Annotated in this window: 16 protein-coding genes, 1 tRNA gene and 2 pseudogenes; 17 read left to right on the top strand and 2 right to left on the bottom strand. The window is 58.0% G+C overall.

The features are described from left to right. The first annotated feature begins 11 nt into the window (after nt 1-11). From WS61_RS06275 to WS61_RS06255, 5 genes and pseudogenes are all read left to right on the top strand, one after another. Nucleotides 12-770: a cytochrome c1 gene (locus WS61_RS06275; protein WP_059499726.1), complete on the top strand. Its 759-nt coding sequence runs from the start codon at nt 12-14 to the stop codon at nt 768-770. 94 nt (nt 771-864) lie between these two features. Further along, the gene (locus WS61_RS06270; RefSeq protein WP_006400565.1) at nt 865-1,476 is read left to right on the top strand and encodes a glutathione S-transferase N-terminal domain-containing protein; all 612 of its coding nucleotides are present in this window, start codon (nt 865-867) and stop codon (nt 1,474-1,476) included. A 71-nt stretch (nt 1,477-1,547) separates the two neighbouring features. After that, nucleotides 1,548-2,069, top strand: a complete 522-nt coding sequence (locus tag WS61_RS06265; protein ID WP_027809263.1) for a ClpXP protease specificity-enhancing factor — start codon at nt 1,548-1,550, stop codon at nt 2,067-2,069. An 18-nt stretch (nt 2,070-2,087) separates the two neighbouring features. Further along, a tRNA-Thr gene (locus tag WS61_RS06260) sits at nt 2,088-2,163 on the top strand. Nucleotides 2,164-2,436: 273 nt separating this feature from the next. Beyond that, a pseudogene (locus WS61_RS06255) lies at nt 2,437-3,164 on the top strand (IS110 family transposase); the annotation flags it as partial. Here WS61_RS06255 and WS61_RS35160 read toward each other — a convergent pair. Beyond that, nucleotides 3,137-4,030: a hypothetical protein gene (locus WS61_RS35160; RefSeq protein WP_179949661.1), complete on the bottom strand. Its 894-nt coding sequence runs from the start codon at nt 4,028-4,030 to the stop codon at nt 3,137-3,139. The pseudogene WS61_RS06255 and the gene WS61_RS35160 sit on opposite strands and share 28 nt — an antisense overlap. Before the next feature lie 491 nt (nt 4,031-4,521). On the opposite strand from WS61_RS35160, the gene WS61_RS06240 reads away from it, so the two are divergent. The 12 genes and pseudogenes from WS61_RS06240 (at nt 4,522) to WS61_RS32715 (ending at nt 24,270) form a co-directional block, all read left to right on the top strand. Continuing rightward, nucleotides 4,522-6,228 carry a ShlB/FhaC/HecB family hemolysin secretion/activation protein gene (locus WS61_RS06240; RefSeq protein ID WP_059499722.1) on the top strand — a complete coding sequence of 569 codons (1,707 nt, stop codon included), beginning with the start codon at nt 4,522-4,524 and terminating at the stop codon, nt 6,226-6,228. Nucleotides 6,229-6,309: 81 nt separating this feature from the next. Beyond that, nucleotides 6,310-7,212 (top strand): hypothetical protein, encoded by a 903-nt coding sequence (locus WS61_RS06235; protein WP_059499721.1) that lies wholly within the window; start codon nt 6,310-6,312, stop codon nt 7,210-7,212. A 71-nt stretch (nt 7,213-7,283) separates the two neighbouring features. Continuing rightward, nucleotides 7,284-10,505 (top strand): filamentous hemagglutinin N-terminal domain-containing protein, encoded by a 3,222-nt coding sequence (locus WS61_RS35555; protein ID WP_257127165.1) that lies wholly within the window; start codon nt 7,284-7,286, stop codon nt 10,503-10,505. Then, nucleotides 10,502-17,146: a hemagglutinin repeat-containing protein gene (locus WS61_RS35550; RefSeq protein WP_059499719.1), complete on the top strand. Its 6,645-nt coding sequence runs from the start codon at nt 10,502-10,504 to the stop codon at nt 17,144-17,146. Before WS61_RS35555 ends, WS61_RS35550 begins: the two co-directional genes overlap by 4 nt. A 7-nt stretch (nt 17,147-17,153) precedes the next feature. Then, nucleotides 17,154-17,570: a hypothetical protein gene (locus WS61_RS34745; protein WP_157692692.1), complete on the top strand. Its 417-nt coding sequence runs from the start codon at nt 17,154-17,156 to the stop codon at nt 17,568-17,570. A 332-nt stretch (nt 17,571-17,902) separates the two neighbouring features. Beyond that, the gene (locus tag WS61_RS34740) at nt 17,903-18,085 is read left to right on the top strand and encodes a hypothetical protein (protein ID WP_157692689.1); all 183 of its coding nucleotides are present in this window, start codon (nt 17,903-17,905) and stop codon (nt 18,083-18,085) included. 102 nt (nt 18,086-18,187) lie between these two features. Further along, a pseudogene (locus tag WS61_RS36025) lies at nt 18,188-20,434 on the top strand (hemagglutinin repeat-containing protein); the annotation flags it as partial. 1,203 nt (nt 20,435-21,637) lie between these two features. Next, entirely contained in the window at nt 21,638-21,910 is a 273-nt protein-coding gene (locus WS61_RS36020) for a toxin glutamine deamidase domain-containing protein (RefSeq protein WP_095211619.1), read from the top strand. 81 nt (nt 21,911-21,991) lie between these two features. Then, complete coding sequence (locus WS61_RS32720) at nt 21,992-22,297, top strand: YrhB domain-containing protein (protein WP_157692687.1); 306 nt, start codon at nt 21,992-21,994, stop codon at nt 22,295-22,297. Nucleotides 22,298-22,447: 150 nt separating this feature from the next. Then, the gene (locus tag WS61_RS34730; RefSeq protein WP_157692686.1) at nt 22,448-22,960 is read left to right on the top strand and encodes a hypothetical protein; all 513 of its coding nucleotides are present in this window, start codon (nt 22,448-22,450) and stop codon (nt 22,958-22,960) included. Between the two features lie 201 nt (nt 22,961-23,161). Next, the gene (locus tag WS61_RS06210; RefSeq protein WP_257127164.1) at nt 23,162-23,557 is read left to right on the top strand and encodes a hypothetical protein; all 396 of its coding nucleotides are present in this window, start codon (nt 23,162-23,164) and stop codon (nt 23,555-23,557) included. A gap of 110 nt (nt 23,558-23,667) precedes the next feature. After that, the gene (locus WS61_RS32715) at nt 23,668-24,270 is read left to right on the top strand and encodes a hypothetical protein (protein WP_218921199.1); all 603 of its coding nucleotides are present in this window, start codon (nt 23,668-23,670) and stop codon (nt 24,268-24,270) included. A gap of 1 nt (nt 24,271) precedes the next feature. Here the strand turns inward: WS61_RS32715 and WS61_RS32710 are convergent, their stop codons facing one another. Further along, the gene (locus WS61_RS32710) at nt 24,272-24,868 is read right to left on the bottom strand and encodes a DUF4291 domain-containing protein (protein WP_095211617.1); all 597 of its coding nucleotides are present in this window, start codon (nt 24,866-24,868) and stop codon (nt 24,272-24,274) included. Nucleotides 24,869-25,426 lie beyond the last annotated feature (558 nt).

Genomic DNA, 25,426 nt, shown 5'->3' with positions numbered 1-25,426 from the left:
GAGAGAACGACATGAAGAAACTGCTTTCGACACTCGCGCTGATCGGGGCGACCGCCTGTGCGCTGCTGGCGGCGCCGGCCGTGCGGGCGGAGGGTAATTTTCCGCTCGACCGGGCGCCCGATAACACGGAAAATCTCGTTTCGCTTCAGCACGGCGCGCAATTGTTTGTAAACTATTGCCTGAACTGCCACAGCGCGAACCTGATGCGCTACAACCGTCTGACGGATCTGGGCATATCCCAGAAGGAGATCGAGAAGAATCTCCTGTTTACGACCGACAAGGTCGGGAACACGATGTCCGTCGCGATGCGGCCCGACGACGCGAAGAACTGGCTCGGCACCACGCCGCCCGACCTGTCGGTCGAGGAGCGCGCGCGCGGCCGCGACTGGCTGTACACGTATCTGCGCAGCTTCTACCGTGACGATACGCGGCCGACCGGCTGGAACAACGCGGTGTTCGAGAACGTCGGCATGCCCCATGTGTTGTGGCAACTGCAGGGGCAACGCGTAGCCAAATTCGAAGACAAGACGGACGAGGAGACGGGCGAGAAGGTCCACACGCTCGTCGGCTTCCAGCAGGTCACGCCGGGCACGCTCTCGTCGCCCGACTACGATGCTGCGGTGGCCGACCTGGTGGCCTATATGACATGGATGTCCGAGCCGGCCCAGCAGACCCGCAAGCGCCTCGGCGTGTGGGTGCTGATCTTTCTCGGTGTCCTGACTTTCCTGGCCTGGCGGCTGAATGCCGCGTACTGGAAAGATATCAAGTAAACACGCCTGACCGGCGTGGGGCCGGCGCAAGGCGGAACCCGTGAAAGGGGTTTCGCCGCGTGCCGGCCCTCGGCTTTTTTGAGGAAACGCAAATATGATGGTTCTGTATTCCGGCACAACTTGCCCGTTCTCCCAGCGTTGCCGGCTGGTGCTGTTCGAGAAGGGCATGGACTTCGAAATCCGTGACGTCGACCTGTTCAACAAGCCGGAAGACATTTCGGTGATGAACCCGTACGGTCAGGTGCCGATTCTGGTCGAGCGCGACCTGATCCTGTACGAATCGAACATCATCAACGAGTACATCGACGAGCGCTTCCCGCATCCGCAACTGATGCCGGCCGACCCGGTGCAGCGCGCGCGTGCGCGCCTGTTCCTGCTCAACTTCGAGAAGGAACTGTTCGTCCACGTCAGCACGCTCGAGAACGAGAAGGGCAAGGCGGCGGAGAAGAATCACGAGAAGGCCCGCCTCGCGATCCGCGATCGCCTGACGCAGCTCGCGCCGATCTTCGTGAAGAACAAGTACATGCTCGGCGAGGAGTTCTCGATGCTCGACGTCGCGATCGCACCGCTGCTGTGGCGCCTGGATCACTACGGCATCGAGCTGTCGAAGAACGCCGCGCCGCTGATGAAGTATGCCGAACGGATCTTCAGCCGTCCGGCCTACATCGAAGCACTGACGCCGTCCGAAAAGGTCATGCGTCGTTAATGTTGCAATGAAGGCATGACGGAGCGGGTGGCGCGGCGTGCCGCGTGCCCGCTCCGGGTTCGAGGATTGTGATGCAAGAGATTTCAACGAAGCCTTATCTGCTGCGCGCGTTGTACGAGTGGTGCACCGATAACGGTTACACACCGCATATCGCGGTGAGGGTCGACAACTCGACGCGCGTGCCGCGTCAGTTCGTGCGTGACGGCGAGATCGTGCTCAACATCAGCTTCGAGGCGACGAGCCAGCTGCAGATGGGCAACGAGTGGATCGAGTTCACGGCCCGGTTCTCCGGGAAGGCGCACAAGATCGAGATTCCGGTTGCCAACGTGCTCGCGATCTATGCGCGCGAGAACGGGCAAGGGATGGCGTTCCAGGTCGATGCGGTCGCGGGCGAAGGCGAGGATTCGGGCGCGTTCGACGATGACGCCGTGCCGGCCGATGACGCGCAGCGCGACGAGTCCGTCTCGCCGTTGGCGCCGGTCGCCGACAGCGGCGCGAACGAGGAGCCGTCCGAAGGCGCCGACGAACCGCCGAAAACCGACGGCGACGGCTCGAAAGGCGGCAGCAGACCTCGCCTCAAGATCGTGAAATGAGGTAGAATCTCGCGCTACGCCGGCTTAGCTCATCTGGTAGAGCAGTTGATTTGTAATCATCAGGTGGCGGGTTCGAGTCCTGCAGCCGGCACCAAACACCCTTCCAAGGCCATCCTTGGAAATCCAGAAACCCGTGATAGCACAAGGCTTCACGGGTTTTTTTATTCCTGATTTGTCCAGCCCGACCCGTGTGAATCCGGGGGCATGCGGGGGCACCTCTGGGGGAACTTTGGTTGATGGTCGATGCCCCTTACAAAAAATGCCCCTGGGGCTGTAAGGTGCACTATGCCGCTGACCGACATCGCTATCGGAAAGGCCTCCCCGCGTGAAAAGCCGTACCGCCTCGCTGATGGCGGCGGGATGTATCAACATGCGGTTTGTGCCCATCAAGAACGTCGATCAACAGGCGGTTCTTGCATTGCACCGAGCCCGCCAAGGGTTCGTTCGGGCGCGTACCGCGCAGGCCAATCAGATGCGCGGGCTGCTGGGGGAATTCGGTTTGGTGATGCCGCGGGGGATCACCAGCATTGCCCAGCACGTACCTCAGCTCATCGAAGACGCAAGCAATGAACTGCCGGGGTCATTCCGTCTGTTGATACAGCGCTTGACGGACCACTTGAAGGAACTTGACCGGCAGGTCGCAGAGATCGAGACGCAGATCAACGCGTGGCATCACGCGAGCGACGCCAGTCGCCGACTGGCAGAGATTCCCTGCATCGGCCCGATTACGGCCAGCGCTCTGGTTGCCTCGATCGGCGACGGCAAGTGCTTCTGCAATGCCCGGCAACTGGCGGCCTGGTTAGGTCTGGTACCCAGCCAGTATTCGAGCGGAGGAAGCCGCCGCTGCTGGGTATCAGCAAGCACGGCGATACCTACCTGCGGACACTGATGGTGCACGGCGCGCGGGCTGTCGTTCGCTATTGCGCCAACAAGGACGATGCGTTCTCGGGCTGGCTTCATCGCTTGCTCACGCGCCGGCACAAGAACGTTGCCGTGGTAGCAGTGGCGAAGAGGAACGCCCGGATTGCCTGGGCGCTGCTCACACAAGGCACTGCGTTCCGATCGGATTACGCGCCGTCCGCGGCCGCTGCGTAATCCGATCGGGTTCGGTCAAGGCTCTCCCAGGAGGTTGCTTGGGCAATCGTGACGTGATGGCAAGACAGGTTGGACCGGGATCGGAATACTCTGCCCTCCCACAGGCGCTTCGAGCGCGAGGTGGTGAATAGAGTCCGATCAGCTGATTCCATCAGGGACAGAGGCGTCTCGCTAGCCTCCTGAACAGTCCGGATGTATGGCCGCAATCTCAATCTATCTGCCGATCGTGCTGCCGGCCTTGCGGGCGCGATTGCGCGTGTCGATACGCGAGGACAGACAACGCGGGCAGCGGATGACCCGGACGATGTCGGCGCGGCGGCCTTGGTTGGCGCCGGATCAGGCTTGCTCGGTTCGCCCATCAACGATTCGATCGCGTCGTGCAGGTCGTGGCGAGCTTCGGTTGCAGAGGACGCGTAGGCAGGTTCTTCGCGCCGGCCGAGCGGCGGATAGCTATCGCTCGATTCGACGCTGGCTTCATGCGCCGTGTGGGCGACGTGATCGGGATACGGGGCGAACGCTTCCCATTCTTCGAATTCGTCGACAGCGACGGCACGCGGGAGGGCAGCGCCGGGAGCCAGCGGTGGAGCGACGGGGGAATGTGGGCGTGTCGGCCGGTCCTTGGTGGCGAGCCAATAGAAACCCACCGCGAACATGGCGACGAGCGCGAGGCCCAGCCCGATCAGCACAAAGGTAGGGGGATCAGAGATCACGGAAACTCCTGAGCGAAGTGTGCCGATGCGGAAATGCAGCGGCGGAGCGGCCGTAGCCGGCCGTGCTCGGGAAAGTGATATGTGTCCGAAAAAAAACTGGAATGCGGTTTCGAACTCGGCTTTGCCCTCGCAGAGACCGTTGTAGATACGCGACACGTTGACGTATGCGATTATCGTGAACGAACCGGCATTTCAATGCATAAAAAAACCGATGAAAAAGTTAATTCTGTCAAGATTTTTGCTTGATGAGATTGTTTAAGTGCTCGATTTTGCTGGCAAGAAACAGTTCGCGACTGTCTTGAAATTAATTTGCGAAATGGGGGTTCGGTAACGGCGAAAATTGATTTTGCAGAAAAAACAAAGAGAGAGCCGTGTGTTCGATGCTCTGAGGTGTCGAAAGAGGCGGAGGGAAGAGTGCTTCTGGTGTCTCTAAATGCGTGGATGGCTAACTTGTTTAAATGTTTGTAATTGTTAAATTATAATGGGTGATTGCAGTCGCTTTAATAGAAGTTATCGGGCCACGAGAGTCGCTACAGCATCGGACCTGGGCGGTCAATCGATTAACTGTCTTTGCAATCCCTGACAATGCACGGGCGAATACTTCGATAGATTACAGCGCGAGAGACCAACCATTACGCCGCTAACAAGTGAAGAAACGAGAAACTTCGGCAGCGTTGATTTCGGCGTTGGCGAGCGTTTCTGCGCTGGCCCAAGGTATTCCGCCATCCGAAACTACGTCCGGCCCACAAATCCAGCGTTTGCAGCAGCAGCAACTTGAGGCTACCAAGGAGCTGAATCCGCGCCCCAACGTATTGACGCCGACAGGAGAGAAGACTTCGATCCCCAGCGTCACGAACCTGCCGCTCGATAATCCGTGTTTTCCGATCAAGGAAATCGCGCTGGAAGACAATGCGTTCGGCTGGCTCGCGCGTTTCCTTCAGCCGGTCGTGGGCCAGTGTGTCGGCAAGACCGCACTCAAGCAGATCCAGGATGCAGCCAATAATGCGCTGATCGAGCGCGGTTACGTGACGTCTCGCGTGCTCGTGCCGACGCAAACGTTGCAATCGGGCACGTTGACGCTACGCGTTGTGCCGGGGCGCATTAGCGAGGTCCGAGCAGACAAGCCCACAATCGGCTGGTTGCGCGCGGCGTTGCCGACGTCGGGCGGGGTGCTGTTGAACCAGCGCGACATCGATCAAGGGCTGGAGAACCTGCGTCGTCTTCAATCCCAATCCGATGCCACGTTCGACATCGCGCCGGGCCTGAATCCGGGAGACTCCGAACTCGTCTTTCACCCCGGAACCGGCAAGCGCTGGCATGCCGTTATCGGTACGGACAACGCGGGCCTCGATTCCACGGGCAAGTACGAACTGTCGGGCTCGTTCACGTTCGACTCGCCATTCCACCTCTACGACCAGCTGCAAATCGCCGGCACGACGAATGCGAATTTCGGCGCGTCCGACAAGGGCAACCAGTCGGTGTCTGCGAACTATAGCGTGCCGATTGGCTATGCGATGCTGACGTTGAATGCGAGCCGCTCACGCTATAAGCAGACGGTGGCCGGCTTCGATGCGCCGATCGAATATAGCGGCGTGCAATCACAGCTTCAGGCTGGCCTTTCGGGCGTGATCTATCGGAACGCTCACGCGCGTACGGAGCTTCACGGCAACCTGTTTCACAAAATCAGTCGCAACTCGCTGGATGGTGTCGATCTTCCCGTGCAGCATCGCGACATCATCGGTTACGAGCTCGGCATCGCGCATCGCCAGTACATTGGCGATGTTGTCCTCGACGGCTCGTTCGCTTGGCGCGCATCGCTGCCGGGCCTGTCCAGTAATTCGGGCACGGTGGTTGGCACGCCCGACTTCAACGGCAAGACACAGATCGAGTTGGCGAGCCTCAGTGCACAGGTCCCTTTCAAGGTAGGCGGTCAAACGTTCTCGTACCAGTTCGGCTGGAACATGCAGAACGCACGTACGCCACTGACCCCTTCCGACTATTTCACGATCGGCACGCGTTACGCCGTGCGCGGCTTCGATCAGCAACTGACGCTGGCTGCCGAGAGCGGCTGGGTCGTTTCCAACGAACTTGACTGGTACGTGCCGACGCCGGTTGGCACGCAGGCCCTGTATTCCGGCGTCGATGCCGGGCGCGTGCGCGGGCCGGCAGCACAGTACCTGCTTGGCGAAACGTTGGTCGGCGCCGTAGTTGGCGTGCGGGGCAATCTCGCGCCGAAGAACGTGCTCGGCGCGGCGCTGAACTACGACGTGTCACTGGGATTCCCGCTGTCAAAGCCGCAGGGTTTCAAGACAAGTTCGCCGACGCTGCTGTTCCAGGTCAGCACGTTGTTCTAAGCAGTAGGGGCGGTCCGAGCGGAACGACATGTTGCGACTCGGGGTGTTTTTGTCGATCGAGAAAGAGAAGAAGGAAAGACTATGCAGAGCGTGTACGAGAAGCGCCGTGTTTTTCAAGCTGTAACGGCAACGTTTGCGGTGGTGGCTGCGCTGGGCCTGAGCGCATGTGGCGGTGGTGACGATGGTGGCAGCGGTAGCAATGCCGCATCGAGTGGCGCGTCGTCGAACGGAGCACAGTCGGGCAGCGCGTCGTCTTCGTCGGGGATTCGTGTGGAAGGGCAATCGCAATCGATCTCGAGCCAGGTTTCGACGGTTCGTGTTCTGATGCCGCCCGCGTCGTGGAACGGCGGGCAGATGCCGAACGGGAATTACACACTGGTGGCGCTCTCTCAGCCTGTATCGACGCTCAAGGAGCACGCGCCGGGTGCGTATGTCGCGATTCCGTATGGTTCGTCGGGCACGATCAAAACGCTGACGAAGGGCGTCGTGACGGACCTCGCTGGAAATGGTGACATCGCGATCGGCCGCTGGACAGACGGCGCCGATTCATCGGGCGCTACGTATAACGCCAATCAAGGCCAGGTCTGGGCAGTCGGCGTACCGGTTGCAATCGATGTGACCTCGGCTGTGCAGATGCAATGTTCGCTCGCTTTTGCAACGCGTCCGACGTCGGCGGACGGCAATACGGCGCCGGGTTCGCTGACTGGCGCTACGGCGACGCTGACGAGCGGAACGGACACGTTCGGCAATACGGCCATCAACTACACGTTGAATCTGCAGTATTCGATCGGGAACGACCAGAACCAGTCGTTCGTCGGGACTTCCTCGGTCGGCCTCACCGAACTCAGCGCCAAAACGAAGTCGACTCTGATGAGCACGGTCATGGGCTCGGATGCGAAGCAACCGTATCTGATCGTGTCGTACGGCATTCCGGCTACGACGACGGGCAACATCAACGGCTTGGTGGCACTGAGCTGCAAGTAACGTGAGTGGGGCCGGTCGTTTGCGCGATGTGCGCCATGCCGGCCCGACATGCATTCAAGAATAAAACGATCATGAATTCCGGAATCTTTCGCTTGGTATTCAGTGCCGTGCGCGGCATGCTGGTGGCAGTTGACGAAAACGCATCGGCGCATGGGGGCGGCGAGCGCTCTCGTGTACAACGTGTCGTTCGTCCGGCCGAGGATTCCGGGGTCTCGATCTGGTTCGCGGCACGGGCGACAGTCTTTGCCGCGCTCTGCACATTTGGCATGCAGCCCCTCGTTGCGGAAGCGCAGGCTTCGCTACCGATCACGCCTGATCGAAGCGGTCCGACCCATCCGGTCGTTGGCGTGTCGGCATCAGGCGTGCCGCTCGTCAATATCACCGCACCGAAAAACGGCGTCTCGCTGAACAACTTCACGCAGTACAACGTGGGTACGAAGGGCGCGGTGCTGGTCAACAGTGGCCAGAATTCGCAAACGCAGCTCGCCGGCTGGGTCCAAGGCAATCCATTTCTCGGCAACAGCTCGGCCCGCGTGATCGTCAACCAAGTCACGTCGGGTAACCCCAGTCAGTTGCTCGGACCGACCGAGATCGCGGGCAATCGCGCAAACCTCGTGATCGCGAACCCGGCAGGCATCACCTGTTCGGGTTGCGGTTTTCTGAATGTGCCGCGTATCACGCTGACGACCGGCGTGCCGACGTTCAATCCGGACGGCACGTTGGCGGGTTTCAATGTGACGCAAGGACAGATCGGCATCGCCGGGGCAGGACTCGACGCGCACGGCAGTGCGATCGACCTGATTTCGCGTGCGATGACGATCAACGGTCAGGTGTGGGCGGACTCGATCAATGCGGTAGCGGGCGCGAACCGGGTCGACTATGCGAGCAATGCCGCGCAGGCCCAGGCCGGCACTGGCGCGGTGCCGGGCGTCGCAATCGACGTGCAGGCATTGGGTAGCATGTTCGCCAATAGCGTCCGGATGATCGGGACCGAGGCCGGCGTGGGCGTGCGAGACGCGGGTGCTGTCACGTCACTGACCGGCGATATTGAAGTCTCGAACAACGGCGATGTGACGATTGCGCCGACCGCGCGTCTGCAGTCGGCCGCGAACACCCGGATCGATGGCGCCAACATTTCTCAGCAAGGCACGATTGTCAGTACGCAGGCCACCGATCTGAACGCGTCGCAGGCATTGTCGAACGCCGGAACGATTTCGTCAGGCGGCAACACGAACCTGACAGCCGCCACGTCGTTCAGCAACAGCGGGCAGGCATACGCGGGGGTAGATTCCGCCGGTAATCTCGTCGGCGGTGGCTCCGTCGCGGCACGCGCTGCGAACGTGACGAGCAGCGGCACGCTGGCAGCGGGTGACAACGTTAATCTGTTCGCAAACGACGTCACGCTGGACCACGGGACCGTGAATGCGGCCAGCGCAGTCAACGTCACGGCGAATGGCACGCTGTCGAACGTCGCCGGCACGATGAGCGGCCAGAACGTGACGCTGAATGCGGGGCAACTGGTCAACGACTCGGGCATCATCAGCTCGCAGAACCTGGCGAACGTGACCGCGCAATCGGTATCGAACCGGTCCGGCACGCTGGCGGCCGATGCGTTGTCGCTGAACTCGTCCGGTGCGCTCGACAATACCCAAGGGCACATCACGGCGCGCACGGCGCAGATCGCTGCAACCGACCTGACGAACGTGGCCGGTGAGATCGGCACGTCGATGGGCGCGTTGGCACTGACGGCGACCGGGCGCGTCGCGAACGATAACGGGAAGATTGCAGGCGGCAATGGCCTCACGCTGACGGCGAATACGGTTTCCAACGCACAAGGCCAGATCGGCTCCGTGGCGGGTGACACCTCGCTCGATGTCACGCAATCACTGAACAACGCAAACGGCAAAGTTGCGTCCGGTAATGACCTGTCGATTCACACGGCCCATCTCGACAACTCGGCCGGATCGATCAGCGCACATGCGGCACAGATCACAGCGGCCGATGTCGTGAATACGGGCGGCAAGATCGGCGCTACTGACGCACTGACCGTGACGGCGACGGGCGACGTCTCGAATCAGTCGGGCTCCATGGTCGGCGGCAATGGCCTGTCGGTGACGGCAAACAGCATTGGCAACGCGGCGGGTACGATCGGATCGGCCGCTGGCGACACGACGCTGCGTGCGACGCAGTCGCTGACGAATACTGGCGGCACGGTGAGCTCGGCCAATGCACTTACCGTCGCAAGCGACACGATCGACAACACGAACGGCAGTATGACGGCCGTGCACGGTGCGCAAATCCAGACGGGGGACCTGGTCAATGCGGGTGGCCAGATCGGATCAACGTCGGATGCATTGTCGCTGACTGCCACGCGCACGCTGTCGAACGATAGCGGCAAGATGGTGGGGGCGACCGGGTTGACCGCAACCGCTGGCACGCTGAGCAACCGTGCGGGCCAGATCGGCACGTCCACCGGCGACATGGCGCTGACTGTCTCTCAGGCACTCGACAATACGCAGGGCAAGATTACCGCAGCTGGCGCGCTGAACACGCAGGCCGGTACGTTCGACAATTCGCAAGGCACGGTGTCGGCGGATGCGGCGAAGCTCACTGTAGCAGGCGCACTGACGAATGCAGGCGGTACGATCGCGGCGACACACGACACGACCGTGGCGGCGCAGACCGTGTCGAACCACGGTGGCACCATCGGTTCGGTTTCCGGTGCGTTGTCAGTGACGACATCCGGCACGACGGACAACGCAGGCGGCAAGCTGCTCGCGTCGGGCGACACGACCCTGACCAATGCGGGATTGCTGAACTCGGACGGCACGATCACGGGGGCGAACGTCACGCTTGCATCCGGACAAGGTGCGATCGACAACACGCTCGGCAAAGTGGCGGCAAGTCAATCGCTGACGAGTCGGGCGGGGGCGGTGGATAACCGGTCGGGTTTGGTGCAGGCAACGGGAGCGGTCGACATCGATACGCGCGGCCAGACGTTCGACAACGGCATACTGGCAGGGCAGTCCACAGGTGGTCAGGTTCTCGGCAATGGTGTCACGCTGACAACCGGAGCACTGAGCAACGTGGGTGGTGCAATCTCGTCGAGCGGTGCGGCGACCGTCAATGCCGCATTCGTGACCAACGATGCGGGTTCGCTCGTGGCGGACAGCGCATTGACCGTACGGAGCGCCGGCACGGTGTCGAACGTGGCCGGCCAGATCGGCGGCAACAGGGATGTCACGGTGTCCGGTACGACGGTCGACAACACGCGAGCGGCGCGCTGTCGGTGACGGGCGATACGATTCGCAATGCGCAGACAGCCAATTCGACGCTGCCGACGACCGCAGGTGTGCCGGGGCTGACGGCCGGAATGGAGGGCGCAAGCGTTATGTTGAACGCCAACCAGGCGCTCGACAATACGTCCGGCTCGATTCGTGCGGACAAGGATGCCAAGCTGATCGCGCCGACCATCGACAACACGTCGGGTAGCATTCAGTCGAAAGGCACTGCAACATTGGGAGCGTCGAATGCGCTGGTCAATAGCCGGGGCGACATCAACGGAGGCCAGCAACTGACGGTCTCGACCGGGACGCTGAACAACGACGGCAAGCTCCAATCGGCGGGCGACGTCAATGTGACGACGCAAGGCGATCTGACCAACACCGGTCAGATTGTGGCGGGCCATGATCTGACGACCACGGTCGGCGGCGCGCTCGACAACAGCGGCACACTGTCGGCGGGCAACGTTGCCAACGTGAATGCCAATTCGATCCAGAATCGTGCGGCAGGCGAGATTTTTGGTGGGAATGCTACGAACGTCCACGCGAATCAGTCGATTACGAACGAAGGTCTGATCGATGGTGGCACAACGACGGTGACCGCCGGAGACACCATCACGAATGCCGGTGGCCGGATTTATGGCGATACGGTCGCAGTCGGGGCGAACACAGTCATCAACGGCCAGAATGCCCAAGGCGTGGGGGGCGTGATCGCATCGCGTGGCGACCTCGACATCGGCGCGCAGACTTTCAAGAACCAGAACAATGCACTGATCTACGCGAGCAACGACATTCGCGTTGGCGGCGCGCTGGATGCGAATCGTCAGGCAACCGGCAGCGCCCAACTCGTGACGAACAATGGCGCGCAGATCGATGCGGGCCGCGACATCACGATCAGCGCGAACCGGTTCGAGAATCTGAACTCGAACTTCCAGACTTCGAAGGTTACGACCGACAGTGGCAACCAGTTGTGGTATCAGGTGCCGGGCTCGACCGAGAAGATCGATCCGTCGACCGTTTATCTGTACCAGAAGAACAGTCAGGAAATTCATCCGGGCATGGACTATCAGTGGGCGCTGGACGACGACCAGAAATTCATTCTGCTGCCGTCGACCAAGTATCCGTTCGCCGAGTACGCGAAGTACACGATGAACGGGGTGGCGGGCAAAATCGACAACACGGCGTATCCCGCAAGCAATTTCGCCACTGGAGCTTGGGCGGCTCAGACTGGCGCGTATCGGACGGTGCCGGCCGACATCTGGGCGACTTTCGGTGTGACGCCGCCGCCCGACGCCAATCCGGCATGGACTACGTCGGGGCCGTTTTGGATGTCTTCGGGCGTAGCGCTGGTGACCGGTAGAAGCAACGTCGGCAGCGACTGGTTTTCCATCAAGGCTCCCACTGAAGCGGACGTAACGGGTGCAAAACCGAATCCCTTCGATCCGGCGAGCCCGTCGTGCCTGACCTCGACCAACGCGGCATGTGCGCCTTTCCAGCAGTGGTACAAGGCGACCGTTGCCGCCTATCAGAACCTGAATCAGGCGCTGGTCGGGTATAACGCGGACGTGGCGAGCCGCCTCGTCCAGACGTACACCGTTTATACGGCCAACGTGACATCGACCAAGGATGTTGTCACGGCTTCGCAACCGGGCACGATCACCTCTGGTCGTAGTATCACGATCAATACCGTCTCGGGCGTCAACGACAAGAGTCAGATCGTGGCCGGTGACGGTAACAATCCTAAAAACGTACAGAACATCGGTGCGCAAGGCACGGAAACGTTCACGGGTTCAGGCCAGGCGATCTATACATGGGTTCAGTCTGGCGGTGCGTTCAGCGGTGACGAGCGCGCAACCAGTTCGACTCCCTTCATGCCGGCCATTCCGGCGCAGACCATCGATCTGCCGGTGGTGCTGACCGATCCGAGCAAGCCGTCAAATCCGATCAAGAGCGTGGCGGCAGCGACGTCCGTTGCGCAGGGCGCAAGCGGTACGGGCGTGACGCCGGTGGCGGGCAAGGATATTGGCGGGCAATTGGTTGTCGACTCGGGCGTGTCTGGTGTCGGTGCGGGGAACGTATCGGCCGTGAAGGCGAATGTAGGTGATGTCGTCGTGCGCACGGTGACGCCGAACACCCGTTTGCCCAACAACGCGCTGTATCAGGTCACGAGCGACCCCGGCAGCCACTTCCTGATCGAGACGGACCCGCGCTTTACCGATTACCGGAAATGGCTGTCGAGCGACACGATGCTGGACGCACTCAAGGTCGATCCGAACACGGTTCTCAAGCGCATCGGCGACGGCTTCTACGAGCAGCAACTGATTCAGCAGCAGATCATCCAGACCACCGGCCAGCGTTTCATTGGCGACTATACGGACAACCAGAGCGAATATCAGGCGCTGATGGCGAATGGCGTGAAGGCATCGCAGCAGTTCGGATTGAACGTCGGTACGGCGCTGACCGATGCGCAAATGGCCGCGCTGACGAGCGACATCGTCTGGCTCGTGAGTCAGACGGTGACGTTACCGAATGGTAGCCAGCAGACGGTGCTGGTGCCGCAGGTCTATCTGCACGCGAACGCGGCGGATGTGACGGGCGAAGGTACGATCATCTCCGGCAAGAACGTCACGATGAATGCCGACGGTGCGTACAAGAACTCGGGCACGATCGCGAGCCGAAATGTCACGATCATCCATGCGGATTCGATCGACAACAGCGGTACCGTGTCGGGCGGAACCGTGCTCGCGAGCGCGAACCAGGATCTCAATAATATTGGCGGGTTGATTCAGGGCAATACCGTAGCGCTGTCGGCCGGGCGAGACCTCAACCTGACGACTACGACGAGTTCGGCCACCACGAAGACCGGTAGTGCAACCGGTCTCGACCGTATTTCGACGATCAATGCTGGCAGCTTACACGCGGTCGCCGGTCACGATCTGAACGCCAATGCGGCCGTAATCGCGACGACTGGCAATGCAGTACTGGGAGCCAACAATGACGTGAATCTGAATTCGGTTCGCCAAAGTAGCCAGGACGCGGTGAAGTGGGATGCTCGCAACCACGCGGAACATACGGCGTCGAGCGACACGGGCACGCAGATCGCGACGGGCGGCAACTTGGCGATAGTGGCCGGCCATGACGTGAATGCGACGGCTGCATATGCCAACGCGCAGGGCGCAATCGGCGTGAGCGCCGGCCATGATGTCAACCTGAAGGCCGGTGAACAGAGCGCGAGCGCGAACGACGAGCACTACCGCAAGGAAAACGGCTTCCTGTCGTCGAAATCGACGCATACGATCGATTCGAGCAGCTACACCAATGCGGTCGGCACGACGTTGTCGGGCAGCACGGTTGCGGTGCAGGCTGGCAACGACCTGACGGCGAAGGCGGCGACGATCGCGGCGACCAACGACGTGAGCCTTTCTGCCGGCCACGACCTGACGGTCACGACGGCGGATACGGCTTCGAGCGAGTATCACTACAAGGATGTGAAGAAGTCCGGCCTCGGTAGCGCGGGCGCAGGGATCTCGTATGGCACGAACCAGACGATCGATACCAGCCGCGATACGGTGAAGGGTTCGCAGGGCAGCCTGATCGGCAGCACGGACGGCAGCGTGTCGATGGTGGCTGGTAACAAGCTCCATGTGACCGGTTCGGACATCGTCGCCGGCCAGGATGTGACCGGCATCGCGAAGGAAGTCACGATCGATGCATCGCAGACGGATCGTCATCACGAAGAAACGCACGAGGTGAAGAGTTCGGGCTTCACGCTCGCGGTGAAGTCGCCGGTGATCGACGCGATCCAGAACGTGAATCAGCAGGCGCAGGGCGCGGGCGGCAGCAAGGACGGCCGGGCGGCAGCGCTGCACGCGATCGCGGCGGCGGGCGGGATGGCGGATCTTGTCGGTGCAACGGGCAACATGACGAATGCGCTGAACGATCCGAAGGGCAAGGTCGAAGCGAAGATGGAGCTGAGCTTCGGCTCGTCGTACAGCAAGTCGACGTTCACCGAGAACAGCACGCAGAACAACGGCAGCAGCGTGAAGGCGGGCGGTACGGCCGCGTTCGTCGCGACGGGTGACAAGAACGCCGGGCAGGGCAACGTGACGATCCAGGGATCGGACGTGAGCGCGAAGGATGTTCTGTTGCAGGCGACCAACAAGGTCAATCTGGTCAACAGCACGGATACCGACAGCACGCGCAGCACGAACGAGTCGAAGAGTGCGAGCGTGGGTGTCTCGTACGGCACGGGCGGGTTTGGCGTGTCGGCGGCAATGTCGCGCGCGCACGGTGATGCGAACTCGGATGCGGCGACGCAGAACAATACGCACGTCAACGCGAGCAATACGGCGACGATCATCAGCGGCGGCGACACCAATATCGTCGGTGCGAACGTCAACGCGAACAAGGTGATTGCGGATGTCGGCGGCAACCTGAATCTCGCGTCGGTGCAGGATACGAGCCGCAGCGAGGCTCACCAGAGCAGTTCGGGCGGCGGATTCAGTGTTAGCCAGGGCGGCGGCAGCGCGAGTTTCAGCGCGCAGAGCGGTCATGCGAGCGGCAACTACGCTGGCGTGAACGAGCAGTCGGGTATTCAAGCCGGAGACGATGGTTTTGACATCACCGTGAAGGGCAACACCGACCTGAAGGGCGCATACATCGCGAGCACGGCGACGCCTGACAAGAATCAGCTGACGACTGGGACGTTATCGTTCTCGAACATCCAGAACAGCTCAAGCTATAACGCGAGCAGCTTCGGGATTAGTGCGGGCGGGGGCGTGGGTGATGGTGGCAACAATTACGCTACGCATGGGCCGACGAGCGGTAAGAATACAGGTGGTGCATTGCCGCTCTACGTGAGCGAGAGTGATAGCAGCAATGCAACCACGAAGAGTGCAATCAGTGCCGGCAACATCACGATCACGGACAAGGCGAACCAGAAGCAGGATGTGGCGACGCTGACTCGTGATACGTCGGACCTGAATGGCACGGTTAGCAAGACGCCGGATCTGCAGCAGGTGCTGAGCAATCAATCGGATCTCATCAACGCGGCGCAGGCGGCATCGGAGGCGATTGCAAAGCAGATTGGCAGCTATGCGGACAAGAAGCAGCGTGAAGCATTGACGGCGGCGGCAAACGAGACCGATCCGAAGCTTCAGGCGCAATATTTGCAAGATGCGAAGGACTGGGCCGAAGGCGGCGACAACCGCGTCGCGTTGCATATCGCTGGTGGTGCATTGACGGGCGGGTTGACGGGTGGGGGATTGGGAGCAGCTGGTGGAGCTGCGGGCGCCGGTGTGTCGGCGAAGCTCGCGCCGCAGCTGAATGAGCTCGCTAAATCGATTAAGGACGCGGGGCCGACTGGTAACGCGAATGTCGATGAGTTGTTGGGCAACCTGACATCGAATGTGCTGGCTGGTGGTGCGGGCGCTTTGGTTGGCGGCGGCACTGGAGCACTGACTGGGGCGAGTGTCGAGCGGTTCAATCGTCAATTGCATCCCGATGAGAAGCAGCGAATTCATGATCTGGCGAATGGTGATTCGACGAAGGAAGCACGTCTAACTGCGGCTGCTTGTGCATTGGTGCACTGTTCGGCAGAGTACGCGGAAGGAAGCGCCGCGTACAATTACTACAGCAAGGTAGAGGTGCTTGGAAATAGCTCGGAACTGGCAGCAGAGCGCGATACGCTATCACGACAACAAGGGCTCTTCACCTATTCAACGAGCATCATTAATCCATTGAGTGATGCCAATGTTGACGCTGCGAAGAGAATCAACAACACGTATCAGCTCGCTACACGAGCACAAGGTGCATTACAAGCGGCGGGAGGGGCAGGGACTGCTGTAGCGGGCGCAGGTATGGTTGCGGGCGGTTTGGCTGGTTGTCTCGAAACGCTCGGGGCAGGGTGTGGTGTGGCCGCACTCGGCGGTGCGGCAATAGGTGTCGGATCAGACCAATACCGTGCGGGAGTTGGCACTGTACTGAGTGGAGGGCAGCAGCCGACCTTGGGCGCGCAAGCTCTACAGAGCGTGTTTGGGATGTCCTCGCAAGGTGCGGAGCTACTTTACGGGATGGTGGGACTAGCGCCTGCAATGACCCAGGCCGTGCTTGCGAATCGTGCTGTCAATGCCGAGGCAGCGGCGAATGCGGCAGCGCGCGAGACGTACTCCGCGGCTGGAAAGGCAACGGCGACGCCCAGCGTAACGCCAAATCCACCTCTTGCCTTGGCGGCGCCGCAAGCCGGTTCCGTTATCCGGAACGCAATGAGCGATGCTGAGGTAGCACAGGCGCAAGATATTGTAAATCTTAAGGGCGGAACTTTTAAGGGCGCTCCGACGAGCAACTTTCAAGGTATTGATGGTTGGCTGAATGACGTGCCGGTGCAACTGAAGGTAGTTACTGGGCAAAGCATATCGGCGATTCAGCGAAATATTGTTGGTGCTGCATCGGATATGTCGAAGGGAGGATACGTAGGAGAAGTTTATATCGATGCTACGAAGACTGGCGTGTCCACGAACGAAATTACCAATTTTGTTAAGCCGGGTACACCGATTGGCAATATCCTTAACGAGGGAACGGTGACCAGCATTAACATCAAGACTGCGGAAGGGTGGCTCACACTCACACGATCGACTTTGAAGGTGCCGAGGTAAAAACGTTATGGCAAACAGCATGTACGTTCCATTGGCAGTGATGCCAAAAAGCCTGCAGGAGTTGCGAGGGATTCTGGCTCGTGCATGTGACGATTTCGGAGTGGTTCTTGGCGACGTCAAATTTGCAGGGCGACCCGATGGCAACGAAGATCTTTTGAATGATTTTGTACTGGTGGAAGGTGGTGGCGGTGCGCAATGCTGGGTTTCATTCAACCGATGCGTGATAGAAATTAGCGGGCGAGAGGGTTACGGTTACATAGCCGATGTGCAGACGCGTGTGACATGGGATTTTGCCGGGATCGTTGCTTACGGTCTTTGCTTGTTCTCCGGCTACGTTGTGTTCAATGATGCAGGCGAACTGGATGGTAGTGAAGAATATACGGCTGAGACTCTTCGGCAGACTCTCCATGGTCGAAGGAGTTGAGGATGAGAAAATGTCAGTTTGAAACGATTGTTAGCGATCAGTGCAATGAACTTTGTGGCGGTAAGTATTCTGCGTCCGCCGCGGAATGTCCGTTGGCTTTATCGCTGGCGCTCGGGGCGGATGTATTCATTAATCACCGACGAGTCTGCGTTCGGCTGGCACCGGGTTGAACCTCGACCGGCTCGCTTCAATCGGACACTGTAGCTATCAAACATCCTTTTTATTGTAGGTTAGCGTGGCTCCGGCAGGAAATCCAATTGTTAGACTGTGCTATAAAGCATTGTGATTGATCCGTCGAGGGCGGTGCTGAGTATGCATATAAAGGAAAACTTTTGAGTAACGTTGGTCTCGGTGACAAGGTCGCTGAGTTGCTTGAGCTTGTGGAAATTGAATTCGACGATGCTGAGGAGGTTTCTTATTCGGACACGTTGAAGGGGGTTGAAGTGGCTGGTGATGATTCTTGTAATTTGTCAGTTAACTCAAATCAAGTTGTAACATATATCAAAGTGTTTTGATTGAATCGGGCGTTCGACTTGATGTTGTGGTTTGATGGTTTTTGAGTCAGGTTGGTGAAGGTTTAGGTGCGCAAATTTCCTCCGGCTTGTTTCGGTGTGGGTACGAACGAGTCGAAGAGTGCGAGCGTGGGTGTCTCGTACGGCACGGGCGGGTTTGGCGTGTCGGCGGCAATGTCGCGCGCACACGGCGATGCGAACTCGGATGCGGCGACGCAGAGCAATACGCACGTCAACGCGAGCAAGACGGCGACGATCATCAGCGGCGGTGACACCAATATCGTCGGGGCGAACGTCAACGCGAACAAGGTGATTGCGGATGACGGCGGCAACCTGAATCTCGCGTCGGTGCAGGATACGAGCAAGAGCGCGGCGCATCAGAGCAGTTCGGGTGGCGGGTTCAGCGCAAGCACGGGGGGCGGGAGCGCGAGCGCCAGTATGCAGAACGGTGATGCGAGGGGCAACTACGCGGGCGTGAACGAGCAGACCGGTATCCAGGCCGGGGACGGTGGTTTTGATGTGACGGTCAGGGGCAATACGGACCTGAAGGGCGCGTATATCTCAAGTACGGCGACGCCTGATAAGAACCAATTGACGACCGGAACGTTGTCGTTCTCGGATATTCAGAACCACTCGGAATACGACGCGAGTAGCTTTGGAATCCGTGCCGGTGGTGGAGTTGGCAATGGCGGTAACAACTACGCGACTCATGGGCCGACGAGCGGTAAGAATACGGGTGGTGCACTGCCGTTGTACGTGAGCGAGAGCGATAGCAGCAGCGCGACCACGAAGAGCGCGATCAGTGCGGGCAGCGTTACGATCACGGACAAGGCGAGCCAGAAGCAGGATGTGGCGACGCTCAATCGTGATACGACCGATCTGAACGGTAAGGTCGACAAGACCCGGGATTTGCAGCAGGTGTTGAGCAACCAGTCGGATCTGATCAACGCAGCGCAAGCGGCGTCGGAAGCGATCGCTAAGCAGATTGGTAGCTATGCGGACAGGAAGCGGGAGGCGGCACAGAAAAATGCCGACAGCGCAACCGATCCTACGCTCAAGGCGCAGTATCAGCAGGAGGCTGACAGTTGGGCTGAAGGCGGTGACAACCGCGTTGCGCTGCATATTGCCGGAGGGGCGCTGACCGGCGGGTTGACTGGTGGTGGGTTGGGTGCGGCTGGTGGCGCTGCTGGTGCGGGCGTATCGGCGAAGCTCGCACCGCAACTGAATGAAATCGCGCAGTCGATCAAGGATTCGGGACCGACCGGGAACGCGAACGTTGATGAGTTGCTGGGTAACGTCGCGTCGAATCTGTTGGCCGGCGGTGCGGGTGCGCTCGTTGGTGGCGGAACGGGGGGGTTGACGGGCGCCGCGGTCGATCGTTTCAATCGGCAGTTGCATCCGACTGAAACAAAATGGATCAAAGACAATGCAGCCAAATACGCTGCACAGAAAGGGATTTCGTTTGATCAAGCAGTAAGTGAACTGACGGCACAAGCGAATCGCCAGGTGCAAAACGGCTCGCCGGGCGCATGGAACCAGAGTGCGAGCGCTTTCCTCAGCCAAGCGCATGGTATGTTGCCGGTAGACGGCAATAGTGGACCCGGATACATGTTCTATGCAACGCCCGATCAGAAGGCGAACGTGAACATGTACTCGAGCTACTACCCGAACGGCGTGGCCGAGAATCGGCCTTCTGCCGACGCGATCGCGAGTTCGGTAAGCCGTGATGCGGGATATAGGGACGCCTATGCGAAAGGCACGATGGCAGCGGCGGGCGGCGCAGCGCTGATCTCGGGCGGGGCGGCGATTGCAGCACTGCCGGGTGCACCGATCTTCAGTACGGGCGGTGCATTAGGATCGGGCGCGATGTCTTCGCCGATAGGAACCGGTGTAATCAGCGCTGGTATCAATGCTGGATCGCAGTATTTGCAGAATGGCAATATCAGTCCAGTCGATGTGGCGGGCGCGTTTGGTACTGGTGTGGCGGGCTCTTACGGGGGACTGTTTTGGAACGTTGGAGTCAACGCGTTTGGTGGGGCTACGACGACGGCTCTCAATAACATTCTGCAAGGCAAGAATGACAGCGTCACTGGCGCCGGCATCACGAGCGGCGCTCTATCAGCTGTTGGTTATTCGACCGGTAAAGTCGCAGAGTCGTGGATTAATTCTTCGCTCCGGCCAACTATAAGTAATGCAAATGGATGGGCTACCAGTGGGGTTTGGGCAAGAAACGGATGGAATTTAATTCGACCCAACGCAGTGGGAGTAATCGGCGGCACTATTGGAGGTGGCATCACTCAAGAAGCCGTGGCTCCGATAGTTCCCACCCCAAGCATCGGAGGTAAAAAATGAGGCGATGGGTTATAGCGTTCTTAGGTGCATGGGGAATTTGCGTCGCAGGTATGTACGTCGCATGGATTGTTGGGCTAACCTTGAATTGCATGTTTGCGACAGGATGCCTTCAGTGGCTGAGTATCGGTCATCTGATTTCTGCGGTAAATCTTAAAAGCGTTGTAACGAAAGGCACTATTCTTGCCGTTGTGCTTATTGTCATGGCGTGGGTTGGTGGTCGAAAGAGATAGAAGGCGAGCGGAAATGATTGGCCGGTTAGTGGCAGTTTTTTATGCGCGGCTTGCGTTTGGCTTATTGCCTGTTCGATTGCATGGATCGGCGGAGGTATACATGTTTACTGCGGTTGAATTTGGTATTGGTCAACTGGGTTCTATATCTTTCGGTGTAATGCCTTGGGGCATTCGGCCGGAGTTACTGAGCGCGGAAAATAGGGGGGTATGGCAGCAGTCGGTGGAGGCCCGAATCCGGATCAATGGGCGAAGATGACTCGTAAGCAAAAAATTGTTTATTGGGTATGTGTGGCTTCTGCATGTGCATTTATTATTGGACTTCTGATAAAAAATGGATTTTCTAGGGGGTAAGAAAGAAGTAATTGAAAAAATGAAGAAGATCCGTGTCGTTGATGATGGAAATCTGAGTGGTGGTTGCGTACGGTGCTTTGCGTGACGGGGGCTGGTATTTTTTATTGGGGCGCCCAATATACGGAAAGTGATCGAGCAAGAAAATGAAGAGGTTCTCGGCATGGAAGATTTTCGTCTTTCTTGTGGATAATGTTGTTAATTTTAGTAATTTGTCGGACTTCATCTCGGCCCATTAAAAAGGGGGGCTTGATGTTATGGTTGGAGATTTGAATTATTTTATCAAAAATTCAACCATTTTTTATCGGCATGAGAATGCGAAGTCGCGGCGACACTTGGGTTTTATAACGTAGATGTATCAAGTTTCGGTGCAAAAAAGCTCAGGTGCTCGAGAAATTCTTGGAGGAAAAGGGGGTATGGGTGAAAGTGATCGCGAATACATAATGTGCAAAAGTGGAATAAAGGCGTCTATTTCTAAGGGGTGACTGGTAGTGCCGCGTTGGCGGTGCTTACTGACAGGGTTCTGGCAAGCAGCAAGCCGGGTATTAGCGTCGATATTGGTGAGGCGGTCGGCGGGCACAGCGTCCGAGATGTAAATTCGATCTATCCTTCCGATGGCCGAACGATGAATTGTGCGAACTGCGCCGTTGCCACAGACGCGACATTGGCCGGAAATCCGGCGAGCGCCTTGCCAGGAGAGGTGACAAGCCCAGCGGATGTTGCGACGGCTTTTGGAAAAAAACCCTTCAATTGGATCGGTCGTACAGGCCCTGATGCGATTGCTCAGACTATGTCGAATTGGGGAGATGGCTCCAGAGCAGTTGTGTTCGGTGCTCGCGGCGATGAGGTAGGACACTTCAGTAACGGTAAATCAAGGCGGATCGATTCGCTTCCTTGATGGACAAACTGGCAAGCCTACAAACCTGAGCGATGGGTACACGCGATGGTTCATTCTCAGGACAGACAAATAGGAGGAAGCATGGCTATAACCAAGGATCAGGCGCTACAACGTGTTCAAGAGTATCTTGATCAAATGGGTTCAACCGAGTCCACCGGTGGATATGCAGTTGTTGAGGGAAAGACGATCGAAAAACAGTATGGGTGGGTGTTCGTATTCAATTCGAGAAAATATTTGGAGACCGGGAACATTATATTTTCTCTTGGGGGAAATGGGCCAATTGTTGTGGAGCGGGAGAGCGGGCAGCTACACCAATTGGGGTCGGCTTCGTCTCTGCAAGATTCCGTCAAGCAATTCGAGGATGCCCATGGTTTCGATTGTCAATGAAGGAAGCCGAATGGCAAGATGTTTAATGTGAATTTCGCCAATAATAGATCTTAAGGAAATTCTAGGGGCAGCATCTCCCGATTTGCTTGACTGGAAATATGTCGCTGCTGTGATTAGTTTTGACCTGGTAAGTAGGAAGTGGAGTCACTGATGAATCAAGGGTTTGACTGGGAAGCGCCTATTGAGCCAGGGCGGGCAATGCTTGGGTTACCCCTTGGGTTATCGCGTGACGCTATTCAAAAGCTTATAGGGTGTGACGGTGAGACTGTTCAGAGAATAGTAAAATTCCATAATTCGCCGAGGTTGTTGATCGACTGCCGTGAGCCGGGAGTTATATTTTTTCGTGCGGCTGATATGGAAAACGTTGTGTACGATTGGCAGAATATACTTGCCAGGCTTGTTTTTAAGAAAAATGTGCTCGAAAGCATTGTGGTCGAGTCCGTTGTGGGCGGGGCGGGGTATGAGTATAAGGGAAAGATTTTTACCAGAGTCGGTCTTGGTGCGAAAGTGGTAGATTTGCTTGAATTCGGGTCGCTTGAATATGACGATGCTGACGAGGTCTTCTACTCGGATGGATTGGGGGGATTGGAGATTGCGGGCAACGATTCTTGTGATTTGTCAGTTAATCCAAATCAGGTTGTGGTATACATCAAAATATTTTGATCGAAATTTTATATTCGATTCTAGGTTGATGGCGGGTGAGTGGCGACTCAACTTGGTCAAGGTCCGTATGCCTGTAATCGAAGCGCGGTTTGGTTTAAGTGGTTGTGCTTGTGAGGTCTTATCATGCTGTTGCGATTTGAAGACTTCGGCGTTCCTATGAAATGTGTCTTTCGGCTCGAAGATAGATTGCGAGAAGACCCTATGCAGGTTCAGCTCGCACAAGCGTTGACGCCAAATGCTGCGAAGCCTCGAATGGGGCTTCGTGGTACGTATGGTCTATTTGGATCAACGGAATGGTGGGCCAGTATTCAAGAAGTCAGAATGCCACTTCTTTATCAAATTGATGTTATCCGTCGAGCGTTCGTTGCTGGACAAGACGAGAATGTGCCAAACAATACAATCGAAATTCAGTTGGATGACGGGGCGCTATGTACGTCGGGGATCTACGTCAACAACAAGATTGACGTGGAGCTTTTCCAACCTGGGCGTCGAGTTGGTATCGTCTATGCCCTCGACGAATTGAAGCAGCAGCCGGCCCCGGATGGCAGCCTCAATCAATCGAAGATCGCGTTGGAAATGGTGGTAGAGGTCGAGTAATGAGCTTATTGCGTCGCCTATTTCAACCGCTAGTGCGTACTGGGTCCGTAGGGGAAGTCGGAAACCTCGGTAGCGCCGAGCCGAAATTTCGCGGACGGGGGCAGAAAGCAATGTCAAATCTCGAAGAAACCTTAGGACTGGTTCCCCCTGAGTCGCTTGAGCGGCAATATGCCGTCGCTGTGGCACGCCGCAACGGGACTGCACATTGGTTCTTGTCGGACCACGATAATCTAGTACTCGATTGGAAAAAATGGCGGGACGAGTTTGTAGCTGCAGGCTATGAAGTGCCTGATGAGAGCGCAACGGCAAGGGAGAGAGCTGGTATTGTAGTTGTCGATCAGGATGCAGCCGAAGAATTCTTGGCGGAGCCGATAACTCATCCCTTAAATATTGATTTTTTGAGGGGTGCTCTGTTGGAGCGATTCTCGAGCGCGAAATCCTGGTGGGACGTCGATTTTTTATTCCCCATTGCATTCATTGATTTTGATGGCAAGAGATTCTTCGGTTTTTATCACAATGGTCCACGATTGGAGCGCTATGTCCCCGATGGATGGACCGGGGAGTTTGTCGATTTTGCGAATACCTTGCCCGATGAAGTGTTCCCGGTAGCCGATAAGTTTTGGATCGTTGACGGCCGCGATCTACTGTATGAACTAAACGAGCGCGGCCGAGCGCCGCAGTCGGGCGATGTCGCAAGCGATCGTTCAAACTGAATTAGGCGAGGGCTTCGTAGACGGTTTCTTTTGGCAGCAACGCGCGAGCCGACGCAAGATCGCCTTGGAGGACACGAGCGTGCACGCTATGTGACAGCGGAGTTACGTCGGTGATGCGCTGTATCCACTCATGCACATACAGGTCGACGGCTTGCTTGCTGAGGCCAATCTGTATCGCACGGTGTGTGAGCGGTTGTAGCGATAGATCGCGCTCTGGGTCCCATTGAACGCGTACGAGAGCGCTCTCCTTAATGCGCAACCATTCCTCTCGATTCATTGCTTCCTCAGGGTGACTCGGACAGCTATGAGCCAATGCCCACTCAAAGCCTTGGCGCGATATGTCGATGGCGAGAATGCGTCTTTGTCCGGAATCTTTCAGTCCCCAACCTGAACGGTACATCATCCACATGAACGATGGCTTAATCCAGGTCATTCGTTCCATCTTGAACGGTGGTGAAACGAATGTTCCATTCGTCAGAGCAGAATCGGCGATCGCGTCTGAGTACGCTTGGTAGACTCGGATTGTGTGGTCGTCGTACATCGCGCGGATTTGACGGATTGGGATCTCTCCGTGGTGCGGTTTCAGCTGATTTTCCATGACTGCATTCTAGCTCGGGACTCGTCTTCTAGATGGCTTCGGAGCAAGTTGTTCCGATTGGGTGGGATGTCCGGTGTTCGTGATGAAACAATGCGGTTGTTTAGGATATGGCGCGTACAGCTGAAGAGGCGTTTAAACATACAGTAGAGCTTGCGGAGGCGGGAGGGCTCACGCTTCTGACGACGGCATGGGCTGGAGCACAGGCGAACTACCTTTTCCGGTGTTCGAATGGGCATGAATTCGAGCGGCTTGCGACGTCTATCCTGTACAAAAATGTGACCGCATGTCCCGAATGCAAGCGGGAAGTGCTGCGTGACCGATGGATGGAAATTGTCAGGGAGCGCGGAGGAGAGCTTGTAGGGAGCGAATTCACGACCGTAGCGAGGCGATACCGCCTCCGCTGTGCGAAGGAGCATGAGTGGGCGGCGCTGGGACAGCATATCGTTGCCGGCCACTGGTGTCGGCGTTGCGTGGCGGAAGCCAATTCTGCGCGCCGATTGGACCATGACGGACTTGCACGCCTGCAGGCGGCAGCGGCGTTACGGGGTGGGCTTGTTT

It is taken from the genome of Burkholderia sp. ABCPW 11 (genome assembly GCF_001523445.1).
Lineage (GTDB): Bacteria > Pseudomonadota > Gammaproteobacteria > Burkholderiales > Burkholderiaceae > Burkholderia.
This window is presented reverse-complemented; position numbering and strand designations above follow the sequence as displayed.

Coding starts and splice junctions, on each gene's coding strand:
- WS61_RS32720 (WP_157692687.1), top strand. CDS start 21,992: ATGGCTATAACCAAGGATCAGGCGCTACAACGTGTTCAAGAGTATCTT.
- WS61_RS06270 (WP_006400565.1), top strand. CDS start 865: ATGATGGTTCTGTATTCCGGCACAACTTGCCCGTTCTCCCAGCGTTGC.
- WS61_RS06265 (WP_027809263.1), top strand. CDS start 1,548: ATGCAAGAGATTTCAACGAAGCCTTATCTGCTGCGCGCGTTGTACGAG.
- WS61_RS06235 (WP_059499721.1), top strand. CDS start 6,310: ATGCAGAGCGTGTACGAGAAGCGCCGTGTTTTTCAAGCTGTAACGGCA.
- WS61_RS32710 (WP_095211617.1), bottom strand. CDS start 24,868: ATGGAAAATCAGCTGAAACCGCACCACGGAGAGATCCCAATCCGTCAA.
- WS61_RS34730 (WP_157692686.1), top strand. CDS start 22,448: ATGAATCAAGGGTTTGACTGGGAAGCGCCTATTGAGCCAGGGCGGGCA.
- WS61_RS06210 (WP_257127164.1), top strand. CDS start 23,162: ATGCAGGTTCAGCTCGCACAAGCGTTGACGCCAAATGCTGCGAAGCCT.
- WS61_RS34745 (WP_157692692.1), top strand. CDS start 17,154: ATGGCAAACAGCATGTACGTTCCATTGGCAGTGATGCCAAAAAGCCTG.
- WS61_RS35555 (WP_257127165.1), top strand. CDS start 7,284: ATGAATTCCGGAATCTTTCGCTTGGTATTCAGTGCCGTGCGCGGCATG.
- WS61_RS06275 (WP_059499726.1), top strand. CDS start 12: ATGAAGAAACTGCTTTCGACACTCGCGCTGATCGGGGCGACCGCCTGT.
- WS61_RS32715 (WP_218921199.1), top strand. CDS start 23,668: ATGTCAAATCTCGAAGAAACCTTAGGACTGGTTCCCCCTGAGTCGCTT.
- WS61_RS36020 (WP_095211619.1), top strand. CDS start 21,638: ATGAATTGTGCGAACTGCGCCGTTGCCACAGACGCGACATTGGCCGGA.